Annotated in this window: 16 protein-coding genes; 7 read left to right on the top strand and 9 right to left on the bottom strand. The window is 63.2% G+C overall.

What is annotated here, in order from left to right; all coding sequences use genetic code 11:
- Nucleotides 1-55: 55 nt before the first annotated feature.
- The 6 genes from N430_RS08290 (at nt 56) to N430_RS08265 (ending at nt 6038) form a co-directional block, all read left to right on the top strand.
- Entirely contained in the window at nt 56-1414 is a 1359-nt protein-coding gene (locus tag N430_RS08290) for a glutamine synthetase family protein (RefSeq protein ID WP_103447193.1), read from the top strand.
- Nucleotides 1415-1479: 65 nt separating this feature from the next.
- On the top strand, nt 1480-2568 hold the full coding sequence (locus N430_RS08285) for a polyamine ABC transporter substrate-binding protein (protein WP_110639002.1): 1089 nt from the start codon (nt 1480-1482) through the stop codon (nt 2566-2568).
- A gap of 14 nt (nt 2569-2582) precedes the next feature.
- The gene (locus N430_RS08280; protein ID WP_110639001.1) at nt 2583-3878 is read left to right on the top strand and encodes an FAD-binding oxidoreductase; all 1296 of its coding nucleotides are present in this window, start codon (nt 2583-2585) and stop codon (nt 3876-3878) included.
- A 176-nt stretch (nt 3879-4054) separates the two neighbouring features.
- Complete coding sequence (locus N430_RS08275) at nt 4055-4732, top strand: DUF3313 domain-containing protein (protein WP_110639017.1); 678 nt, start codon at nt 4055-4057, stop codon at nt 4730-4732.
- A gap of 249 nt (nt 4733-4981) precedes the next feature.
- Nucleotides 4982-5563 carry a DUF1842 domain-containing protein gene (locus tag N430_RS08270; RefSeq protein ID WP_110639000.1) on the top strand — a complete coding sequence of 194 codons (582 nt, stop codon included), beginning with the start codon at nt 4982-4984 and terminating at the stop codon, nt 5561-5563.
- 19 nt (nt 5564-5582) lie between these two features.
- The gene (locus N430_RS08265; RefSeq protein WP_110638999.1) at nt 5583-6038 is read left to right on the top strand and encodes a DUF1842 domain-containing protein; all 456 of its coding nucleotides are present in this window, start codon (nt 5583-5585) and stop codon (nt 6036-6038) included.
- Nucleotides 6039-6086: 48 nt separating this feature from the next.
- Here the strand turns inward: N430_RS08265 and N430_RS08260 are convergent, their stop codons facing one another.
- Nucleotides 6087-7463 (bottom strand): L-serine ammonia-lyase, encoded by a 1377-nt coding sequence (locus tag N430_RS08260; RefSeq protein ID WP_110638998.1) that lies wholly within the window; start codon nt 7461-7463, stop codon nt 6087-6089.
- A 146-nt stretch (nt 7464-7609) separates the two neighbouring features.
- Here N430_RS08260 and N430_RS08255 point away from each other — a divergent pair, with 146 nt between their 5' ends.
- Nucleotides 7610-8554, top strand: a complete 945-nt coding sequence (locus N430_RS08255; protein WP_110638997.1) for a LysR substrate-binding domain-containing protein — start codon at nt 7610-7612, stop codon at nt 8552-8554.
- On the opposite strand, the gene N430_RS08250 is transcribed toward N430_RS08255, so the two are convergent.
- From N430_RS08250 to N430_RS08215, 8 genes are all read right to left on the bottom strand, one after another.
- Nucleotides 8555-10216 (bottom strand): phosphoethanolamine transferase, encoded by a 1662-nt coding sequence (locus tag N430_RS08250; protein ID WP_110638996.1) that lies wholly within the window; start codon nt 10214-10216, stop codon nt 8555-8557. It lies immediately after the preceding gene.
- Between the two features lie 36 nt (nt 10217-10252).
- Nucleotides 10253-11674 (bottom strand): undecaprenyl-phosphate glucose phosphotransferase, encoded by a 1422-nt coding sequence (locus N430_RS08245; RefSeq protein WP_110638995.1) that lies wholly within the window; start codon nt 11672-11674, stop codon nt 10253-10255.
- 196 nt (nt 11675-11870) lie between these two features.
- Nucleotides 11871-12614, bottom strand: coding sequence for a WecB/TagA/CpsF family glycosyltransferase (locus N430_RS08240; RefSeq protein ID WP_110638994.1), 744 nt, complete (start codon nt 12612-12614; stop codon nt 11871-11873).
- The gene (locus N430_RS08235) at nt 12614-13801 is read right to left on the bottom strand and encodes a glycosyltransferase family 2 protein (protein WP_110638993.1); all 1188 of its coding nucleotides are present in this window, start codon (nt 13799-13801) and stop codon (nt 12614-12616) included. Before N430_RS08235 ends, N430_RS08240 begins: the two co-directional genes overlap by 1 nt.
- The gene (locus N430_RS08230) at nt 13795-15000 is read right to left on the bottom strand and encodes a glycosyltransferase (RefSeq protein ID WP_110638992.1); all 1206 of its coding nucleotides are present in this window, start codon (nt 14998-15000) and stop codon (nt 13795-13797) included. The genes N430_RS08235 and N430_RS08230 overlap by 7 nt, the downstream gene beginning before the upstream one ends.
- 22 nt (nt 15001-15022) lie before the next feature.
- On the bottom strand, nt 15023-15970 hold the full coding sequence (locus N430_RS08225) for a DUF535 family protein (protein WP_110639016.1): 948 nt from the start codon (nt 15968-15970) through the stop codon (nt 15023-15025).
- A gap of 7 nt (nt 15971-15977) precedes the next feature.
- Nucleotides 15978-16955, bottom strand: coding sequence for a glycosyltransferase family 2 protein (locus N430_RS08220; protein WP_110638991.1), 978 nt, complete (start codon nt 16953-16955; stop codon nt 15978-15980).
- Between the two features lie 28 nt (nt 16956-16983).
- The gene (locus N430_RS08215) at nt 16984-17508 is read right to left on the bottom strand and encodes a serine O-acetyltransferase (RefSeq protein ID WP_110638990.1); all 525 of its coding nucleotides are present in this window, start codon (nt 17506-17508) and stop codon (nt 16984-16986) included.
- Nucleotides 17509-17510 lie beyond the last annotated feature (2 nt).

The raw sequence follows: 17510 nt of genomic DNA, 5'->3' as shown, positions 1-17510 counted from the left end.
CCTGGGAAGTCACCGGCACCTGCCGCGCACACAAAAACCCAACCAAGAGGTCTGTATGAACGCCCCCTTCGATCAGCTGTCCACCTGGCTGAAAGAACACCGCATCACTGAAGTCGAATGCGTGATCAGCGACCTGACCGGCATCGCCCGCGGCAAGATCGCACCGACCGCCAAATTCCTCCACGAGCGCGGCATGCGCCTGCCCGAGAGCGTGCTGCTGCAGACAGTCACCGGCGACTACGTCGACGACGACATCTACTACAACCTGCTCGATGCGGCCGACATCGACATGATCTGCCGCCCGGACCCGACGGCGGTCTACCAGATCCCGTGGGCCATCGAGCCCACCGCCATCGTCATCCACGACACCTTCGACAAGCACGGCAACCCGATCGAGCTGTCGCCGCGCAACGTGCTGAAGAAAGTGCTCAAGCTGTATGCCGACAAAGGCTGGCAGCCGATTGTCGCGCCGGAAATGGAGTTCTACCTGACCCAGCGCTGCGAAGACCCGGACTTGCCCCTGCAAGTGCCGCTGGGCCGCTCGGGCCGTGCCGAGAGCGGGCGCCAGTCGTTCTCGATCGACGCGGCCAACGAATTCGACCCGCTGTTCGAAGACGTCTACGACTGGTGCGAACTGCAGGGCCTGGACCTGGACACGCTGATCCACGAAGACGGCCCGGCGCAGATGGAGATCAACTTCCGCCATGGCGACGCGCTGGACCTGGCCGACCAGATCACTGTGTTCAAGCGCACCATGCGTGAAGCTGCGCTCAAGCACAACGTCACCGCCACCTTCATGGCCAAGCCGATCACCGACGAACCGGGCAGTGCCATGCACCTGCACCAGAGCGTGGTCGACATTGCCACCGGCAAGCCGATATTCGCCAATGAAGATGGCAGCATGAGCGAGCTGTTCCTGCACCACATCGGTGGCCTGCAGAAGTACATCCCCAAGCTGCTGCCGATGTTCGCGCCGAACGTCAACTCGTTCCGCCGCTTCCTGCCGGACACTTCGGCACCGGTCAACGTCGAGTGGGGCGAGGAAAACCGCACCGCCGGCCTGCGCGTGCCGACCTCCAGCCCTGATGCCATGCGCGTGGAAAACCGCCTGCCGGGCGCCGACGCCAACCCTTACCTGGCGATCGCCGCCAGCTTGCTGTGCGGTTACCTGGGCATGGTCGAGAGGATCGAGCCGAGCGCGCCGGTCCAGGGCCGTGCCTATGAGCGGCGCAACCTGCGGCTGCCGATCACCATCGAGGATGCCCTGCAGCACATGGAAGATTGCGAAACCGTGCAGCAGTACCTGGGCAAACAGTTCGTCCAGGGCTATGTGGCGGTCAAGCGCGCCGAGCATGAAAACTTCAAGCGCGTCATCAGTTCCTGGGAGCGCGAGTTCCTGCTGCTGAGCGTGTGATTTTCAGGGGGCGCCAGCCGCCCCCTTGCACCGAATTCAAAGAACAAGACCAACGAGGTGTCGACATGCGTCATCTGCAAGCCCTGATCCCCGCCACATTCGCCCTGCTGTTCGGCGCCGCCGCACAGGCCACGCCCAGCGTCAGCGTGTACAACTGGACCGACTACATCGGGGACACGACCCTGGCCGACTTCCAGGCCAGCAGCGGGATCAAGGTCGTCTATGACGTGTTCGACTCCAACGAAACCCTGGAAGGCAAGCTGCTCGCCGGCCGCACCGGCTACGACGTGGTGGTGCCTTCCAACCACTTCCTGGCCCGCCAGGCCCAGGCCGGTGCGTTCCTGCCGCTGGACCGCAGCAAGCTGCCGAACTGGCAGCACCTGGACCCGAAGCTGCTCAAGCAGCTTGAGCAGAACGACCCCGGCAACCAGTATGCAGTGCCATACCTGTGGGGCACCAACGGCATCGGCTACAACGTCGAAAAGGTCAAGGCCGCACTGGGCGTGGACCATATCGACTCCTGGGCAACCCTGTTCGAGCCGGAAAACCTGAAGAAGCTCAAGCAATGCGGCGTGGCCTTCATGGACTCGCCCGACGAGCTGTTCCCGGCGATGCTCAACTACCTGGGCATGGACCCGCGCAGCGAAAAGCCGGGCGACTATGCCAAGGCCGAAGCGCGCCTGCTCGAACTGCGCCCGTATATCACCTACTTCCATTCCTCCAAGTACGTCTCGGACCTGGCCAATGGTGATATCTGCGTGGCCTTCGGCTATTCCGGCGACGTGTTCCAGGCGGCCAACCGGGCCGTGGAAGCGAAGAACGGCGTGAAGATCGCCTACAGCATTCCCAAGGAAGGCAGCAACCTGTGGTTCGACCTGCTGGCCATCCCCAAGGACGCCCAGAACCCTGAGCAGGCCCTGGCCTTCATCAACTACCTGCTCGACCCGAAGGTGATCGCCAAGGTCAGCGCCACGGTCGGCTACGCCAACGCCAACCCTGATGCCCAGGCCTACATGGACAAGTCGCTGGTCGACAACCCCGAGATCTACCCACCCCAGGCGGTACTGGACAAGCTGTACATCTCCAGCACCCCGAGCCCGAAGATCATGCGCGTCATGACCCGCTCCTGGAGCAAGATCAAGTCCAACCGCTGAACCGAGAACGCGCCATGCCTTTCGATACCCAACACACCGCGTCGTACTACGCCGCCACGGCGCGCAACACGACGCCCTACCCCAGCCTCGACGGCGAACTGACCGCTGACGTGTGCGTGGTCGGCGGTGGCCTGACCGGGGTCAATACTGCGCTGGAACTGGCTGAACGCGGGCTCAGCGTGGTGCTGCTGGAAGGCCGCCGCATCGGCTGGGGCGCCAGCGGGCGCAACGGAGGCCAGCTGATTCGCGGCATCGGCCATGATGTCAGCGGCTTTGCCCGCTACGTCGGCCAGGACGGCGTGCGCTACCTGCAGCAGGCCGGCATCGAGTCGGTGGCCCTGGTAGCTCGCCGCATCGAACAGTATGCGATCGCCTGCGACCTGCGCTGGGGCTTCTGCGAACTGGCCAATACCCCGGCACAGTTCGCTGCCTTCAAGGCTGAACAGGAGGACCTGGCCAGCCTTGGCTACCGCCACGAAACCCGCCTGGTCGGGCCCGAACGCATGCATGAGATCGTCGCCAGCGACCAGTACGCTGGCGGCCTGGTGGACATGGGCTCAGGCCATCTGCACCCGCTCGACCTGGTCCAGGGCGAAGCGCGCGTGGCCCATGGCCTCGGTGTGCGGATCTTCGAACAGAGCCCGGTGCTGCGCATCGAACATGGTTCCACGGTGACGCTGCACACGGCTCGAGGCAAGGTGCGGGCACAGAGCCTGGTCCTGGGCTGCAACGCCCACCTCGACGAACTGGAACCACGCCTGAGCGGTAAAGTGCTGCCGGCCGGCAGTTACGTGGTGGCAACCGAGCCGCTGCCGGAAGCAGTAGCCAGCAAGCTGATCCCGCAGAACATGGCCATGTGCGACCAGAAAGTCGGCCTGGACTATTACCGCCTCACTGCCGACCGCCGCTTGCTGTTTGGCGGCGCCTGCCATTATTCCGGGCGCGACCCCAAGGACATCGCGGCCTACATGCGGCCGAAGGTACTCAAGGTGTTCCCGCAGCTGGCCGATGTGCGCATCGACTACCAGTGGGGCGGCATGATCGGCATCACCGCCAACCGCTTCCCGCAAGTGGGGCGACTGAGCCAGCACCCCAACGTCTTCTATGCCCAGGGCTATTCCGGGCATGGGCTGAACGTGACCCACTGGACGGCGAAGCTGCTGGCGGAAGGCATCGCGTTGGGGCAGAGCCAGGGGCTGGATGTGTTCAGCGCGGTGCCCCACCTGACGTTCCCGGGCGGCAAGGCGCTGCGCTCACCGCTGCTGGCGTTGGGGATGTTGTGGTACCGGTTGCGGGAGGCGCTCGGGTAACAGGGTGTACGCTTTGAAAGCTGCGCCGCGTTTGAGATCGAGCGCCGCCCGCGCGGCGCTCGATCTGATAGGCGCCGCCCTCTCTAGGCATGCACCAAATTCATTCGACCCACTGGCCATCCGCCAAGCACCTGCTAGCGTTGTTCTGGCCGACCCATCATGGATGCATGACCATCATGAAATCATTGCCTCGCGTTACCTTGTTGTGTGCCGCTTTGCTCGCTGTAGCCGCGTGCTCCAGCAACCGCGTGGACCCCAAGGATTATTCCGGCTTCCTCAAGGACTACAGTCGCCTGCAGGAAGCCAAGAGCCCGTCTGGCGCACCGGTGATGCGCTGGATCGACCCTAAGGTCAATGTCAACCAGTACACGCAGGTCTTCATCGAGCCGAGCCAGTTCTACCCCAAGCCGCAACCGACGGCGGTCATTTCCCAGCAGACGCTGAGTGAAATCACCCGCTACTTCAACGAAGCCTTGCGCCGCGAGATGGGCAGCGTGCTGACCCTGGCCAAGGCACCCGGCCCGGGTACCATCGTGGTACGCCCGGCGATCACCGCAGTAGCTACCAGCAATGAAAGCCTCAAACCTTACGAATTCATCCCGATCGCGCTGATTTCGGCGGGCGTCAACACCGCGATGGGCGGCCGCGACCAGGAAGTGGATATCGGTGCCGAAGCGGCCTTCCTCGATGGCGGCAACCAGAAGGTGCTGGCTCAGGTGGTGCGCAAGGGCGCCGGCAAAGAGCTGGAGAACGACAAGACCAAGCTGACCGTGAACGATGTCAAAGCCGTGCTCGACGGCTGGGCCAAGGACATGCGCGCCAGCTTCGTCACCCTCAAGAACAAGAGCCAGTAACGCAAAGCCGCTCCGCTCGTCGGAGATAATGCAAAAACGCCATCACTGCCGGGCAGCCCTGCTTTACTCAAGCGGGCTGCCAGGCAGGCGGCACCGCAGACCAGGGATTGGTTGCACAAGCTGGCTGACAACAGCCGCTCGCTCCGGGCACGCAACACCGCCGCCCGGCTCCCTCATCTCCCCGCCTTTTCCGCCCGCCTTCGCAGCTGTGTATCGGTCATTCATTCATCGAATGCAACGGAGGCAATCATGTCTGATTCACTGCTCGCACCTTCGGTAGGCCTGTTCCCGGTGTCCTACCAGATCGGCAACAACGCCGCTGGCGCCCCGCGCCTGCAACTGGACCTGCTGGTCTATACCCCGGACCGTAGCCTGAACGGCGCGGCCCAGATCACCCAAGCCATCAACCCACCGCTGGACCTGCACCTGGACGTCTGGGGCAGCTACACCTACCTCACCGTCCAGCCACCGAGCGAAGGCAGGATCCTGATCACCGCCCAAGGCAACCAGGGTGGGCCGCATGCCAACTCACCGGTGCAGTTCAAGTTCAGGGCGCTGCTCGACCCAAGCTGGCAACACGGCGTGGCCGACTACGAGTACTACAATGGCCAGCGCTGGGTGAGCGTGGACAACGTCCCGGTCACGCTGGAAGGCCAGCGCATCCAGCAACTGGCCAATGTCGACCTGCACAGCGAACTGCACAACGCCACCCTTGAGGCCGCCATCGCCAACGGTGATCTCGCGCACCTCAAGCAGTTGGCCACCGGCGGCCTCGACCAGGCCCTCGCCGCGACCAAGTCCCCGGCCACCAAGGCCGCCAAGAAAGCCTGAGCAGGCAAGGAGAGACACCATGGCAATCGGACTGTTCCATGTTCGCCTGAACGTCAGCAACGGCTTGCTCGGCGCTCCGACGTTGACCCTCGACCTGCTGGTCAACACCGTGACCAAGAAGGTCTCCGGCAAGGCTCGCGCCAGCCAGGCCACCTACCCGTCGCAGCCATTCCAGGCCAATGTGTGGGGTGACTACAGTGAGCTGCAATTCGCGCCGGCCGGCGCGCCGTCGATCGTCCTGAGCCTGGACGGCAGCCCCAGCGGCCCGCTCAGCCAGATCGCGCAGACCTTCCACCTGCACGGCCTGCTGGAAGCCGACTGGAGCAATGGCTCGGCCAGCTACCGGTACTTCAGCAACGGCCACTGGGTCGACCAGCACGGGCGCGTGCGCAAGGCGCCGGACGTGACCCACCAGGGCCGTCCGCAATTGGCGCAGCGGCTGAAGGCGGCCGTCAGCCAGCTGGAAAGCGTGTAACCCGCAAGCAGCGTTCGCCGGCAAGGCCACTTGCCGGCGCAACGCCGATCAACACTCGACGAACGCTACCGCCAGGCCGCCCCGCGACGTCTCCTTGTAATTGGCATGCATGTCGGCGCCGGTGTCGCGCATGGTGCGGATGACGCGATCAAGCGAGATGAAGTGCTCACCATCACCGCGCAGGGCCATCTGCACCGCATTGATCGCCTTCACCGCCGCTATCGCGTTGCGCTCGATGCACGGCACCTGGACCAGCCCGCCGACCGGGTCGCAGGTCAAGCCGAGGTTATGCTCAAGGGCAATTTCGGCGGCGTTTTCCAGTTGCGGCGGTGTGGCGCCCAGCACTTCGGCCAAGCCCGCAGCGGCCATCGAGCAGGCTGAGCCGACCTCCCCCTGGCAGCCGACTTCAGCCCCGGAAATCGATGCATTCTTCTTGCACAGGATGCCGACTGCGGCAGCGGCCAGCAGAAACGCCACCACATCGTCGTCACAGGCGTTCGGGTTGAACTTCATGTAGTAGTGCAACACCGCCGGGATGATGCCCGCGGCGCCATTGGTGGGCGCGGTGACCATGCGACCGCCGGCGGCATTCTCTTCATTGACGGCCAGGGCAAACAGGTTGACCCACTCCATGGCACTCAAGGTCGAACCGATCACGTTGGGCTGCCCGGCTTCCTGCAGGCTGCGGTGCAGCCGTGCGGCACGGCGCTTGACGTTGAGCCCGCCGGGCAGGATGCCTTCGTTGCGCAGGCCGTTGTCGACACAGTCGCGCATCGCCGCCCAGATCCGCAGCAGGCCTTCGCGCACCTCGGCTTCCGGGCGCCAGGCGCACTCGTTGGCCAGCATCAGTTGGCCAACGCTCAGCTTGTTGGCCTTGCACAGGGCCAGCAGTTCGGCGCCGCTGGAAAACGCGTACGGCAGCTGAACGGCATTGGCCTCGACCTGTGGCGCGTCGATCTCGCCCTGCTCGACGATAAAGCCGCCGCCGATAGAATAGTAGGTCTGCTGCAACAGGCTGCCCTGCCCGCCCAAGGCCTCCAGGGTCATGGCATTGGGGTGATAAGGCAGGCTCTCGTCCAGCAGCAGCATGTCGCGGGCGTACTGGAAGGTCAGCGGATGGCTGCCATCGAGCATCAGGCACTGCTCCTGCAGCAACTGGCTGATGCGCGGTTCGATGGTGGCCGGGTCGATGCGGTCCGGCCACTGGCCCATCAGGCCGAGCAGGCAGGCACGATCAGTGGCATGGCCTACCCCGGTGGCGGAAAGCGAGCCATAAAGGCGCACTTCGATGCGCTGCACCTGGGCCAGCAGGCCTCGCTCGCGCAATGCCTGGGCAAAGCACGCCGCCGCGCGCATCGGGCCTACGGTGTGGGAACTGGACGGGCCGATGCCAATCTTGAAAAGGTCGAAAACACTGATAGCCATGCTAATGCCTGACCGTGTCGGCACGGAATGCTGCCGCACGGTTATCTGAGAAAATTGAACGGTATTGCCAATTTGCGCGATACTGCCGCGCTCGCTGGCAGATGACCAACGAAACTTTCTAAGCAAGGCTTTAGCAGGGCTAAACGATGCGACGACAACTCAATGGCCAGATGTTCGTCTGGCTGCATGTCTTCTCTTGTGCGGCGCGGCACCTGTCGTTCACCCGTAGCGCCGAAGAACTGCACATCACGCCCGGTGCAGTCAGCCAGCAGATGCGCCAGCTCGAAGAACGCCTGGGCTACAAACTGTTCCTGCGCCGGGCGCGTGGTGTGGAGCTGAGCGCCGAGGGCCAGCGCCTGGCACAGACGGTCACCGAGGCCTATGGCAGCATCGAGGCCGAACTGCTGCGCCTGGACGCCGGGGAAATCCGCGGCACCTTGCGCCTGCGCTCGATCCCGTCGTTCCTGGCCAAGTGGCTCACCCCCCGGCTGCCGCGCTTCCAGCAGCGCTACCCGGACATCGAACTGCGCCTGGTCGCCGAAGACAGCGCCCAGGCCTTGCACCCTGGCGACTTCGACCTGGCCATCGACCTCAACGACGGCAGTTACCCCGGCATGCTGTCGACCCCGTTGCTGGACGAACAGATCTTCCCGGTCTGTTCACCCACGCTGCTGCGCGGCCGCCCACCGCTGCATGGCCCGGCAGACCTGGTGCATTACCCGCTGCTGCACGACATCACCGCCTGGCGCGGCAGTTCGGAATACGCGGAATGGGAGTTCTACCTGGAGGGTATCGGCGCCAGCGGGCTGGATGTACGCCGCGGGCATACCTTCAACCGCAACCACCTCACCATCGAAGCGGCGATCGCCGGCATCGGCGTGGCCATTGCGCGGCGCACGCTGCTCAATGACGAGCTTGAGCGCGGCGCACTGATCGTGCCGTTCGGCCACCCCATCGCCAACCACAAGCGCTACATGGTGCACTACCCGCCGGGCGGGTTGAACCAGCCCGGCGCCCGTGCGGTGCACGACTGGCTGGTGGAAGAAGCCCAAGGTTTCCGTACTTTGCACCCACTGGTGTTACCGGCCTGATCACTCGGCGGCGATGTGCTTGATGTCGAAGTTGAACGACGGCACATAGCCGGTGCCGAGCAGATGCGGGCATTCCGAGGTCTTGTAGTCATCGCTGAGCAAGTCCTGCGTGCTGTCATAGCCCGGCATCGATATCCCGGTCATGTTCAGCAGCGTATGGGGCAGCGAGGCGATGCTGACCTGCTGATCTTCCCTGGCCTTCAACTTCTGCAGTTTGCCCGACTGCTCCGGCGAGAGATTGCCGCTGGACCAGACAAACGCCGACGTCGACAGGTCATATTCATTACCCATGCCATGGCCCAACAGTTGCCGGCTGTCATCCAGCAGGTTCTCGCCGTGGTCTGACGAGTAGACCAGCAGCGCTTTCTTCTGGCTGGCCGTCAGCTGCTGCATGATCGAGGACAGTAGCCAATCGGTATACAGCACCGAGTTGTCGTAATCGGCCGTGATCCGGTCTTTCTGGCTGCTACTGGCAGGCTTGAACTGGGCGAAGTCACTTGGGAAACGCCGCGCGTATTCGAAGTGGCTGCCCTTGATATGAATGAATATCGCCTGCCGATGCCCATTGGCCTTGCCCAGCACGCTCTGTAACACCGGTATCAACGATCCGTCATAGCTGCGCTCAAGGTACTGGCGGTACTGGGCTTCTGCGGCAATCTGCGGAATGATCCCGCCAAAGCTGTCGACCTCCTGCGAAGACAGCCAGTAGGTGTCGTAGCCAGCCGCTCGGAAGATCCCTACCAGCGATTTGTTCGACGCAATCAGGTCCCAGTCGCGGATGGGTTCCAGGCTGAGCAGCGAAGGCACGGCAACCGAGGTATAGGGCGCGGTGGTGCACATGCGGTTGAACTTGAACAGCCCCGGCTGCTGATCGAGATGAGGAGTAGTCCTGTTCTGGTAGCCGTACAACGACCAGTTGTGCGGGCGCGAAGACTCGCCGATGACGAACACCAGGGTCTCGATGTCAGCCTGGTCGGAGATGCTGGTGATCTTCACCTCTGACTCCAGGCGCTGCTTGATATATCCCTTGGACTCCACATACAAGGTCGCCGTCAGGCCGATCTGCGACAGGTAACCGACCGGCGTGCTCTGGTCTTTCGCCACCAGGTCGAGCACTGCCCCCTTACTCAGCGAGTTGGCCTTGACGGTTTTGTAGAAGTAAGCCCCATAACCCAGCAACAAGCCGCCCAACGCCAGCACAAGAATGGCCTTGCTGCGGTACAGGCGACGCCCGTGCAAGCCGGCCAGCCCTAACCCGTAGCACACTGCGAACACAGCCAGGATGCCGGACATCGAACGCCAGTAGGTGGCAAAAAAATCCGTCGCTTCCTTGTAGTTGGTCAAGGCAATGAACAGGTAGGCCGCCGTCAGGCGCGAACCGAAGTTCAGCACGACGAACAGGTCGATGCTCGCCAGCAGATAGAAGGGCAACAGCAGCAAATGCACCTTGAACTGATTGGCGGATGCGAAACGGATTGCCAGCAGCCACAAAAATGAAATGGCAAAGGTGTACAAGACCAGTAAGTCGATCTTCGCGCATTGGCAATCCGCCAACAGCCTGGCCAACAGCGGCGAAAACAGAAACGCCCACAGCACCAGCGAGGGCCACTCGGCTTTCAACAGCCTGGCGGCACCTGCACTTCCCGCCGACAAGACGCTCATGCCCCCTCCCCCTGTACGCCAAGCCGGATCCCGGCGTCAGTAAGCCTGCTTGCCGGTGAAGGCATTGACCGTGCGCACCAGGATCACGAAGTCGAGCCACAGCGACCAGTTGTTGATGTACTCGATGTCCGAGTTGACCCGCTGGATCATCTGCTCGATGTCCTTGGTTTCACCCCGATATCCACGCACTTGTGCCAGGCCGGTCATGCCGGGCTTGATGTTGTGGCGGGCGAAATAGTCGACGATGTCCTGGGAGTACAGGGTGTCGTGCTGCAAGGCATGGGGACGCGGGCCGACCAGCGACATGTCGCCGGTCAGCACGTTGAACAGTTGCGGCAGCTCATCGAGGCTGGTGCGCCGAATGAATGCGCCAACCCGGGTCAGCCGCTTGTCATTACGCTGCGCCTGCTCGACCACACCGTTTTCCGGCTGATGCACGTGCATGCTGCGGAATTTCCAGATGCGGAACGACTCCCCGGTCCAGCCCGTGCGGTCCTGGCGGAAGAACACCGGCCCCGGGCTGTCGAACTTGATGATCAACGCGACCGCCAGCAACACTGGCGAAGCGCACAGCAGGATGAGCGCGGCCAGCACGCGGTCCTCGAGGTTTTTCAGGAACAGGCTGGTCCCGGTCAGGGGCGTTTCCGACAGGGTCAGCACCGGAATCCCGGCAATTTCGCGCACGCTGTGGTTGATCAGGCGCAGTGAGAAGATGTCCGGTACCCAATTGACCGCGATGCACTTGTCGAGCAACTTGAGGTAGACATCCTGAATGACTGCAGAACCGCCAAGCGGCGTAACCAGGTACACCGTGCGGATGCCATGTTGGGCGATGATCTCGTCGAGGTCGGCAATACTGCCCAACACCGGCAGGCGCTGCTTTGCATCTGGCGTCTCGCGCTGCTCATGCTCCTCCTGGTCGACCCAGATGCAGCCCATCACCCGCTCACCGAACCACGGGTTGTTGCTGATCTTCTGGTACAGGAAGTTGGCCAGGTCGCCATTGCCGATGATCAAGGCATTGTCCAGCCGTGCATGGGCGGTGAAGCGCTTCTGCAACTCGCGCATGGCCACGTGCAGGAACAACTGGACGATATAGCCGATGACAAACAGTTGAACGACCAGCAGCCGTGAATAGGTTTCGCTCTGCTTGGTCAGGAAGGCGATGACCACCAGGAAACAGAACGTCGCCGACCAGGCCTTGAACAGCCTGAAGGCCTTTACCGAAAGCCCTACGTTGCTGCGATAGATGGCGTAGTGGTCATAAATGACCGCCAGCGCACCGATCAGCAGCAGGAGCATGATCACATAGTCCGAGGTGATGTAGCCGAACTGGTCGTAGATCAGAAACCACGCCACACTGGTGACGGCAATGCCATCAAGCCCGGCTTGAATGGCGTTGCTGACGCTACTTCTTCGCTGGAGCAACGACCGACTGCTTCTGGGTTCGAAAACCATCGTAAGGCCTCACTGATCTGTGTGTGGCAATTGCCTGACCATCACAACGAAGCGATGGAAACTCACCTCAGGTACCTGAAAAACCTTTGAAAATCTGCAGCACGGCGCCCCGCGTCGATTGATATCACTGTAGCAGCACCCGCGGTTTACTGCGGGGCAGATCGAACACCCCGACAGGCAGTATTCAGCTCCATCACTACACCTGATGCACCGGCGCTCTGGCATAGAACAACGCACGCAACAGGAACAACGGGTTACCGATTACATAGCGTGTAAACAGGCGTTTGGGCTCTTTCAGCAATCGGTAAACCCACTCTCCGTTCAGACGCCGTACCCAGTGGGGCGCGCGGGTTACCTTGCCACCCAGAAAGTCGACGATGGCGCCGCCGCAGACGATCAGGCAGGGGTGGTCGAGTGCCGCCAGCCGAGCGGCCACCTGCTCCTGCTTGGGCATCCCCATGCCCAGCACGATCAATGCTGGCTGCTGTGCCTGAGCGAGGCCGAGGTAAGTCTCAACCTCGGCGAAACCCTCGTGCCGTGACACCACCTGCACGCCATATAGCGCTTCGCAACGTTGCGCGGCTGCGGACAGGAACGGCTCCTGTGTCCCCCAGAATGCCACGCGCCTGCCGTTGAAGGCCGCCAGCAGCTTGGGGATGAAGTCCGTGCCATTCATGTTGAGCCCGGGGGCCAGCCCCAGGCGCCGCAGCAATATCGCCATGCCGGCACCGTCGCGCAACAGCACATCGGCTGCCGCCAGTGCCTGGCAGTAATCAGCCTTGCCGGCGACCAGGTTCATCGCATGGGCGTTTACAAAACCCAGCACGGTAGCCCGCCGTGGTGAACACAGCGACGCGAGCAGACGTTGCTCGTCCGTTGCGTCTTGGACCAGGCGCAGCTTGGCCATGACCGTCTTCCAGCGTTGCAACCAATCGCGCATCAGCTGTCATCCCGCTTCGAACGCACCCAGTCCACCTGGCGCTTGAGTAGGAACCCCAGGTACAGAGGGATTTTTCTCGCCGCATAGAACGGCGCGTAAATCAGTACCGAAAACGGGATCAGCTCCCGGGCAAAGCGCGACCACGCCAGCAGTACCGCAACGCCGAGCATGCCCAACGCCAACGTGACAAGCAGCGCTGGCAGCAGCACGCCGAATACGCCGAACGCCAGCCAGGTGACCACCAACAGCACCATCAGCAACATTGACAACAAGGCCAGCGGCGGTACCAGCAAGTCTGCGGCCATGCCCAGCAACGGCCAGTTGCGTTGCATCAGTGCGCGGCCCAGAAGCTTCGGCCCCTCCGCCAGCACCACCCCCAGGTGACCATGCTCCCAGCGCTTGCGCTGGATGCTCAGGCCTTCCTGGCTGGTGGGGAAGTGACTGTTGACCACAGCCTCCGGGCAAAACAGCGGCGGTTTGCCGAGCGCGGCGCAGTCCAGGCCCAGCTTCAGGTCTTCGACCAGGTGCCCGGTTGCCAGGTTGACGGCCAACACGTCTTGCCAGGCAAACGCCATGCCCGCCCCCATCAACTGGCAGGGCAAGCCCGCCCGTGCCCAACCACGCGGGCGGACCAGGTTCTTCACCCGCCAGGCAAAGGCGGCGACCTGTACCTTCAGCCCTGCACCGGCAGGTGCATGCATCAGATACAGCGCTTGCGCGGGCCGGGCATTGTCGACACAACAGCGCGCCAGTTGCTCAAGCGCTCCCGCACCTACCTGGCAGTCTGCGTCGATGATGATCAAAACCTCGGGAGGCGACTGGCGCAGGTGCTGCACCCCGAAGTCCAATGCGTAGCCCTTGCCCCGACGCTGGTGATCCTGGCGCTCGACCACTTGTGCGCCCGCCGCGCGGGCCAGGCTTGCGGTCTGGTCCGTGCAGTTGTCGGCGACCACCAGCAGCTGGTCGCCTTCACGCAATTGCGGCCTGATGCTGGCAAGCGTGGTGGCAATCAGCGATGCCTCGTTGTGCGCGGGCACCAGCACCGCTACCTGCGCACGAGCACCTTGCCGGGCGACCCGCACAGGCGCAGGCAGGCAGGCGAGCACCACCTGGATGAACAGCACCAGTGTCGGCAACAGGACCAGCAACGCCGCCAGGCCCAGCAACACGCTCAACAGGGTCAGCATGACGGCTCCTTGAAATAGCTGAGCAACCTGGCGGCTTCAGTATCGATGTCATGTCGTCCCAGCACGCGCTGATAGGCAGCTTCGCCCATGCGTTGCAGTACCTCCGCCGGTTGCTGCAGGCAGTCGCGCATGGCCTCGGCCAACGCCTCGACGGAACCTGCCGGGAACAACCAGCCGCTCTCACCCTGGCGGACCAGTTCGGGAATGCCGGCCACGTAGGTGGTAAGCACCGGCCGCCGCAATGCCATGGCCTCCATGATGACCACCGGCAAGCCCTCGGCAAAGCTCGGCAGCACCAGGGCACGCGCGGCGAGGATTTCGTCGCGCACCTGCGCACTGCTGATCCAGCCGCTGATGCGGACCTGCGCCTGCAAGCCATGCCGGGCGATCAGCGCCTCGATCGGGCCACGCAACTCACCATCGCCGGCCAATACCAGCTCGAAATCCACACCCCGGTTCGCCAGCACGCGTGCGGCCTCGATCAGCAGCAACTGGCCTTTCTGCTCGCACAACCGCCCCACGCACACCAGCCGAGGCGCAGCGGACGGCGCCAGCGCAGCACCCTCGTGGAAACTGCGCTCCAGGCCACAATGCACGACCTTGACCTTGCCCCAGTGCTCATGCGCCACCCAGCGATACAACTGGCTGCGACCGAACGAGCTGACGGCAGCCACGAACGCGGCCCGGCGCACCTTCTCACCCAGGTGCAGGATCTGCGCCTTGTCGAACTCTTCCGGCCCATGCACGGTGAAGCTGTAGGCCGGCCCGCCGAGGGCATTGGCCAGCAACACCACCTCGGTCGAGTTGGTGCCGAAGTGCGCGTGCACATGTTCCGCAGCGGATGCCTGCAACCATTGCACCACCCGGCACGCTTCAGCCAGGTAGACCAGGTGGTAGGGCCATGGGCGATCAGCGCGCCAGCCCAGGCGCAGCGCCAGGCGCAGTGCGCCAAGAAACCGCTTGGGTTGTGCCCGCACGACCTCGAACAACGGCTTCAGCAAGCCCCTCAACCCATCCTGCAGCACATAGCGGGTCTTGCCCCGTTCAGCCAGGTCCTCGGCGTCGTGCAGTTCGGCATCCCAGCCTCGCAAGGCGATACGCTGAACCTCGACGCCCTGACGCTCCAGCGCCAGTATTTCGCGGCGAATGAAACTGTGACTGACCTTGGGATACTGATTGATGAAATAAGCGATACGCATAGAGCCCCGAATCTGTGTCCGTTCACTGAATGGCCAGGTCTGCCGTGCCCTGCTGCACAAAGCTGCCAGCCAAGGCGCTTTGTATCTGGCCAAACACGTCATCCAGCAACGCATGGCGCCTGCGGTACATGGCCCGTTTTTTCGCCGCGACTTCCTCGGCCGCGCGCTGCGCAGGCGCCAGGGGGATGGTGAAAAAGTCCTCGCGGTCCGATGGCTCGGCGCCATTTTCCTGCCAGATCACATCGTAGTTGGCCGCCAGGTCCTGATGTTTTTCAGCGCCAAAATAGGGATGGCGATGGTGGCGGTACTCGTCCCCCACCGCGTAGATACGCACGGCCCCCAGCGTTCTGGCCACGCACTTGATCGCCTCGATCAGCAGGCTTCTGGGGCGCAAGCCTTCGAAGTCCTTGGTCAGGTCTCGGTAGATGGTCAGCGAGGTCTCGCTGTCCACGCCCTTGTGGATGCCCTGCACGGCGCCGATGTACAGGCACAGGCCTGCCTTTTCACGGCAAAGGGTGAAGGCGAGCGAAGCCACGCGCAGCTCGCCCTGGAACAGGTTGATCACCAGCTCACCTTCACGCTTGAACCAGATCGGCCGGTCGAGCACCAGGCGGCAACCGCTGGAGTACGCCGACAGGTCGCACAGCTGCCGGTGCTCGTCACGCCGCAACAGCAGCAACGGAGCACAGTGCGCAGCGACCACTTCATAATGCGACGCCACCGCTTCCAGACGCTGCGGGGCGCTCCAGCATTTGCTGATATAAGGCCACTGGACGACGCCAATGCAATCGACACCCAACCGCTCGAAGCGGTCCTGGCCCAGTGCCCGTGACATGCGCTGGGCGAAAGCCTGCAAGCCGGACCACTCCCGGGCCATGGATACCGTCAACTTGTACTTGTTGTTGAGCGCGCGCAGCGAATAACCGGGCTGCAAGGTGAGCACACTCTTGGCCAGCGATCTGAACGTCATCGTCATGTCATTTGTACTCGATCAGCAGCGCCTTGCCGGCCGCATACCTGTTCAGCAGGAATTTCGCCTGGCCGAGCATTTCCGGGAACTTGCCCAGCACCAGGAACACCGCCTGCCACCAGTTCTCGCGCGTCGAACGCTCGCCCCGGCGGGCCAGGCGCACGATCTGCAGCGGATAGATCAGCAACAGCAACAGCCCCCAACCGCCCGACAACAGGCTCACGGCGAGGATTGCCAGCGGCAGGTTCAGGCCCCATAACCAGGCGCGCCGTGATTCACGCAACCAATGGCGCTCCGGCGTCTGACCATGCAGGTACGCGCCTTCGGCATAGGCATAACCGGCCCGTAGACTGCGCCGCCACCATTGCCCGAAGCGGGTCATGGCGGCATCGTGCAGGGTCATTTCATCGGGCAGGCGCCAGATCTTCCAGCCACCTGCGCGCAAGCGCACACACAGCTCCGGCTCTTCGCCGGCAATCAGCTCCGGGCGAAAACCGGACACCGCCATGAAGGCGTCGACCCGCATCAACGCATCGCCGCCGCAAGCCTTGGCCTCCCCCACTGGCGTGTCCCATTCCAGGTCGCACAGCAGGTTGTACACCGAGCGCTGCGGGAAGCGTTCGCGGCGGCGCCCGCACACCACTGCCACGTCCGGGTGCTGGTCGAGAAACGCCTGGGCCTTGCCCAGCCAGCCCGCATCCACTTCACAGTCGCCGTCGACGAACTGCACATGGCGGATGCCGGGCACGATGCCTTGCAGGCAGGTAAAGCCTTCGTTGCGGGCCCGTGCGGCGGTAAAGGGTTGGGTCATGTCCAGGGCCACCACTTCGACGCCCAGCCGCTGCGCCAGTTGCACCGAGCCGTCGGAGGAGCCGGAATCCACATACACCAGCTGGTCCGCACGCCCCATCAGGGACTGCAGGCAACGCTCCAGGCGCTGCCCCTCGTTGCGGCCGATCACCACCACTCCAATGCCTGTCACCATGGGCTTCACTCGTCAGCTGCGGGCTGGGTCATGTGTATTGCATTGCATCGGCGTGCTTGCGCGACTTGACGGTCGCGGGCACCCCCACTGCCAGGGAGTTGTCCGGCACGTCGATCAGCACCACTGCATTCGAGCCTATCGCCACGTTGTTACCAATACGTATATTGCCCAGCACCTTGGCCCCGGCGCCGATGTCGACGTTGTTGCCGAACACCGGGGCAATGGGTTCGTCGACATTCTTCAGGCCCACCACCACGCCGTTGCGGATCCGGCAGTCATCGCCAAAACGCGCATAGCCACTGATGACGATGCCACCGAAGTGATCGATGACGAAGTTGCGGCCGATCACCACCTCGCAGGGCAGTTCGACCCCGGTGATGATCTGCACGAACTTGAACAGCACCTTGTAGACGAAAGAGAGCAGCTTGCGCAGCAAGGCCGGGCGTACGCCGTAACGCCAGCGACCGAAGCGGTAGACCACCAGCACCCAGAATCCCTGGGCGCCCCAATCACCACCATGAGCGCGCAAGTCTGCGCGGATGTTGTCGAACATGG

It is taken from the genome of Pseudomonas sp. CC120222-01a, assembly GCF_003097235.1.
GTDB lineage: Bacteria > Pseudomonadota > Gammaproteobacteria > Pseudomonadales > Pseudomonadaceae > Aquipseudomonas.
Note: the sequence above shows the minus strand (reverse complement) of the source record. Positions and strands in the feature narration are given on the sequence as shown.

What these genes read in the sequence shown, in the direction of transcription:
- N430_RS08220 (WP_110638991.1), bottom strand. Translation starts at nt 16,955, where the DNA reads ATGGTGACAGGCATTGGAGTGGTGGTGATCGGCCGCAACGAGGGGCAG.
- N430_RS08285 (WP_110639002.1), top strand. Translation starts at nt 1,480, where the DNA reads ATGCGTCATCTGCAAGCCCTGATCCCCGCCACATTCGCCCTGCTGTTC.
- N430_RS08225 (WP_110639016.1), bottom strand. Translation starts at nt 15,970, where the DNA reads ATGACGTTCAGATCGCTGGCCAAGAGTGTGCTCACCTTGCAGCCCGGT.
- N430_RS08250 (WP_110638996.1), bottom strand. Translation starts at nt 10,216, where the DNA reads ATGAGCGTCTTGTCGGCGGGAAGTGCAGGTGCCGCCAGGCTGTTGAAA.
- N430_RS08270 (WP_110639000.1), top strand. Translation starts at nt 4,982, where the DNA reads ATGTCTGATTCACTGCTCGCACCTTCGGTAGGCCTGTTCCCGGTGTCC.
- N430_RS08255 (WP_110638997.1), top strand. Translation starts at nt 7,610, where the DNA reads ATGCGACGACAACTCAATGGCCAGATGTTCGTCTGGCTGCATGTCTTC.
- N430_RS08265 (WP_110638999.1), top strand. Translation starts at nt 5,583, where the DNA reads ATGGCAATCGGACTGTTCCATGTTCGCCTGAACGTCAGCAACGGCTTG.
- N430_RS08280 (WP_110639001.1), top strand. Translation starts at nt 2,583, where the DNA reads ATGCCTTTCGATACCCAACACACCGCGTCGTACTACGCCGCCACGGCG.
- N430_RS08230 (WP_110638992.1), bottom strand. Translation starts at nt 15,000, where the DNA reads ATGCGTATCGCTTATTTCATCAATCAGTATCCCAAGGTCAGTCACAGT.
- N430_RS08290 (WP_103447193.1), top strand. Translation starts at nt 56, where the DNA reads ATGAACGCCCCCTTCGATCAGCTGTCCACCTGGCTGAAAGAACACCGC.
- N430_RS08275 (WP_110639017.1), top strand. Translation starts at nt 4,055, where the DNA reads ATGAAATCATTGCCTCGCGTTACCTTGTTGTGTGCCGCTTTGCTCGCT.
- N430_RS08215 (WP_110638990.1), bottom strand. Translation starts at nt 17,508, where the DNA reads ATGTTCGACAACATCCGCGCAGACTTGCGCGCTCATGGTGGTGATTGG.
- N430_RS08235 (WP_110638993.1), bottom strand. Translation starts at nt 13,801, where the DNA reads ATGCTGACCCTGTTGAGCGTGTTGCTGGGCCTGGCGGCGTTGCTGGTC.
- N430_RS08260 (WP_110638998.1), bottom strand. Translation starts at nt 7,463, where the DNA reads ATGGCTATCAGTGTTTTCGACCTTTTCAAGATTGGCATCGGCCCGTCC.
- N430_RS08245 (WP_110638995.1), bottom strand. Translation starts at nt 11,674, where the DNA reads ATGGTTTTCGAACCCAGAAGCAGTCGGTCGTTGCTCCAGCGAAGAAGT.
- N430_RS08240 (WP_110638994.1), bottom strand. Translation starts at nt 12,614, where the DNA reads ATGCGCGATTGGTTGCAACGCTGGAAGACGGTCATGGCCAAGCTGCGC.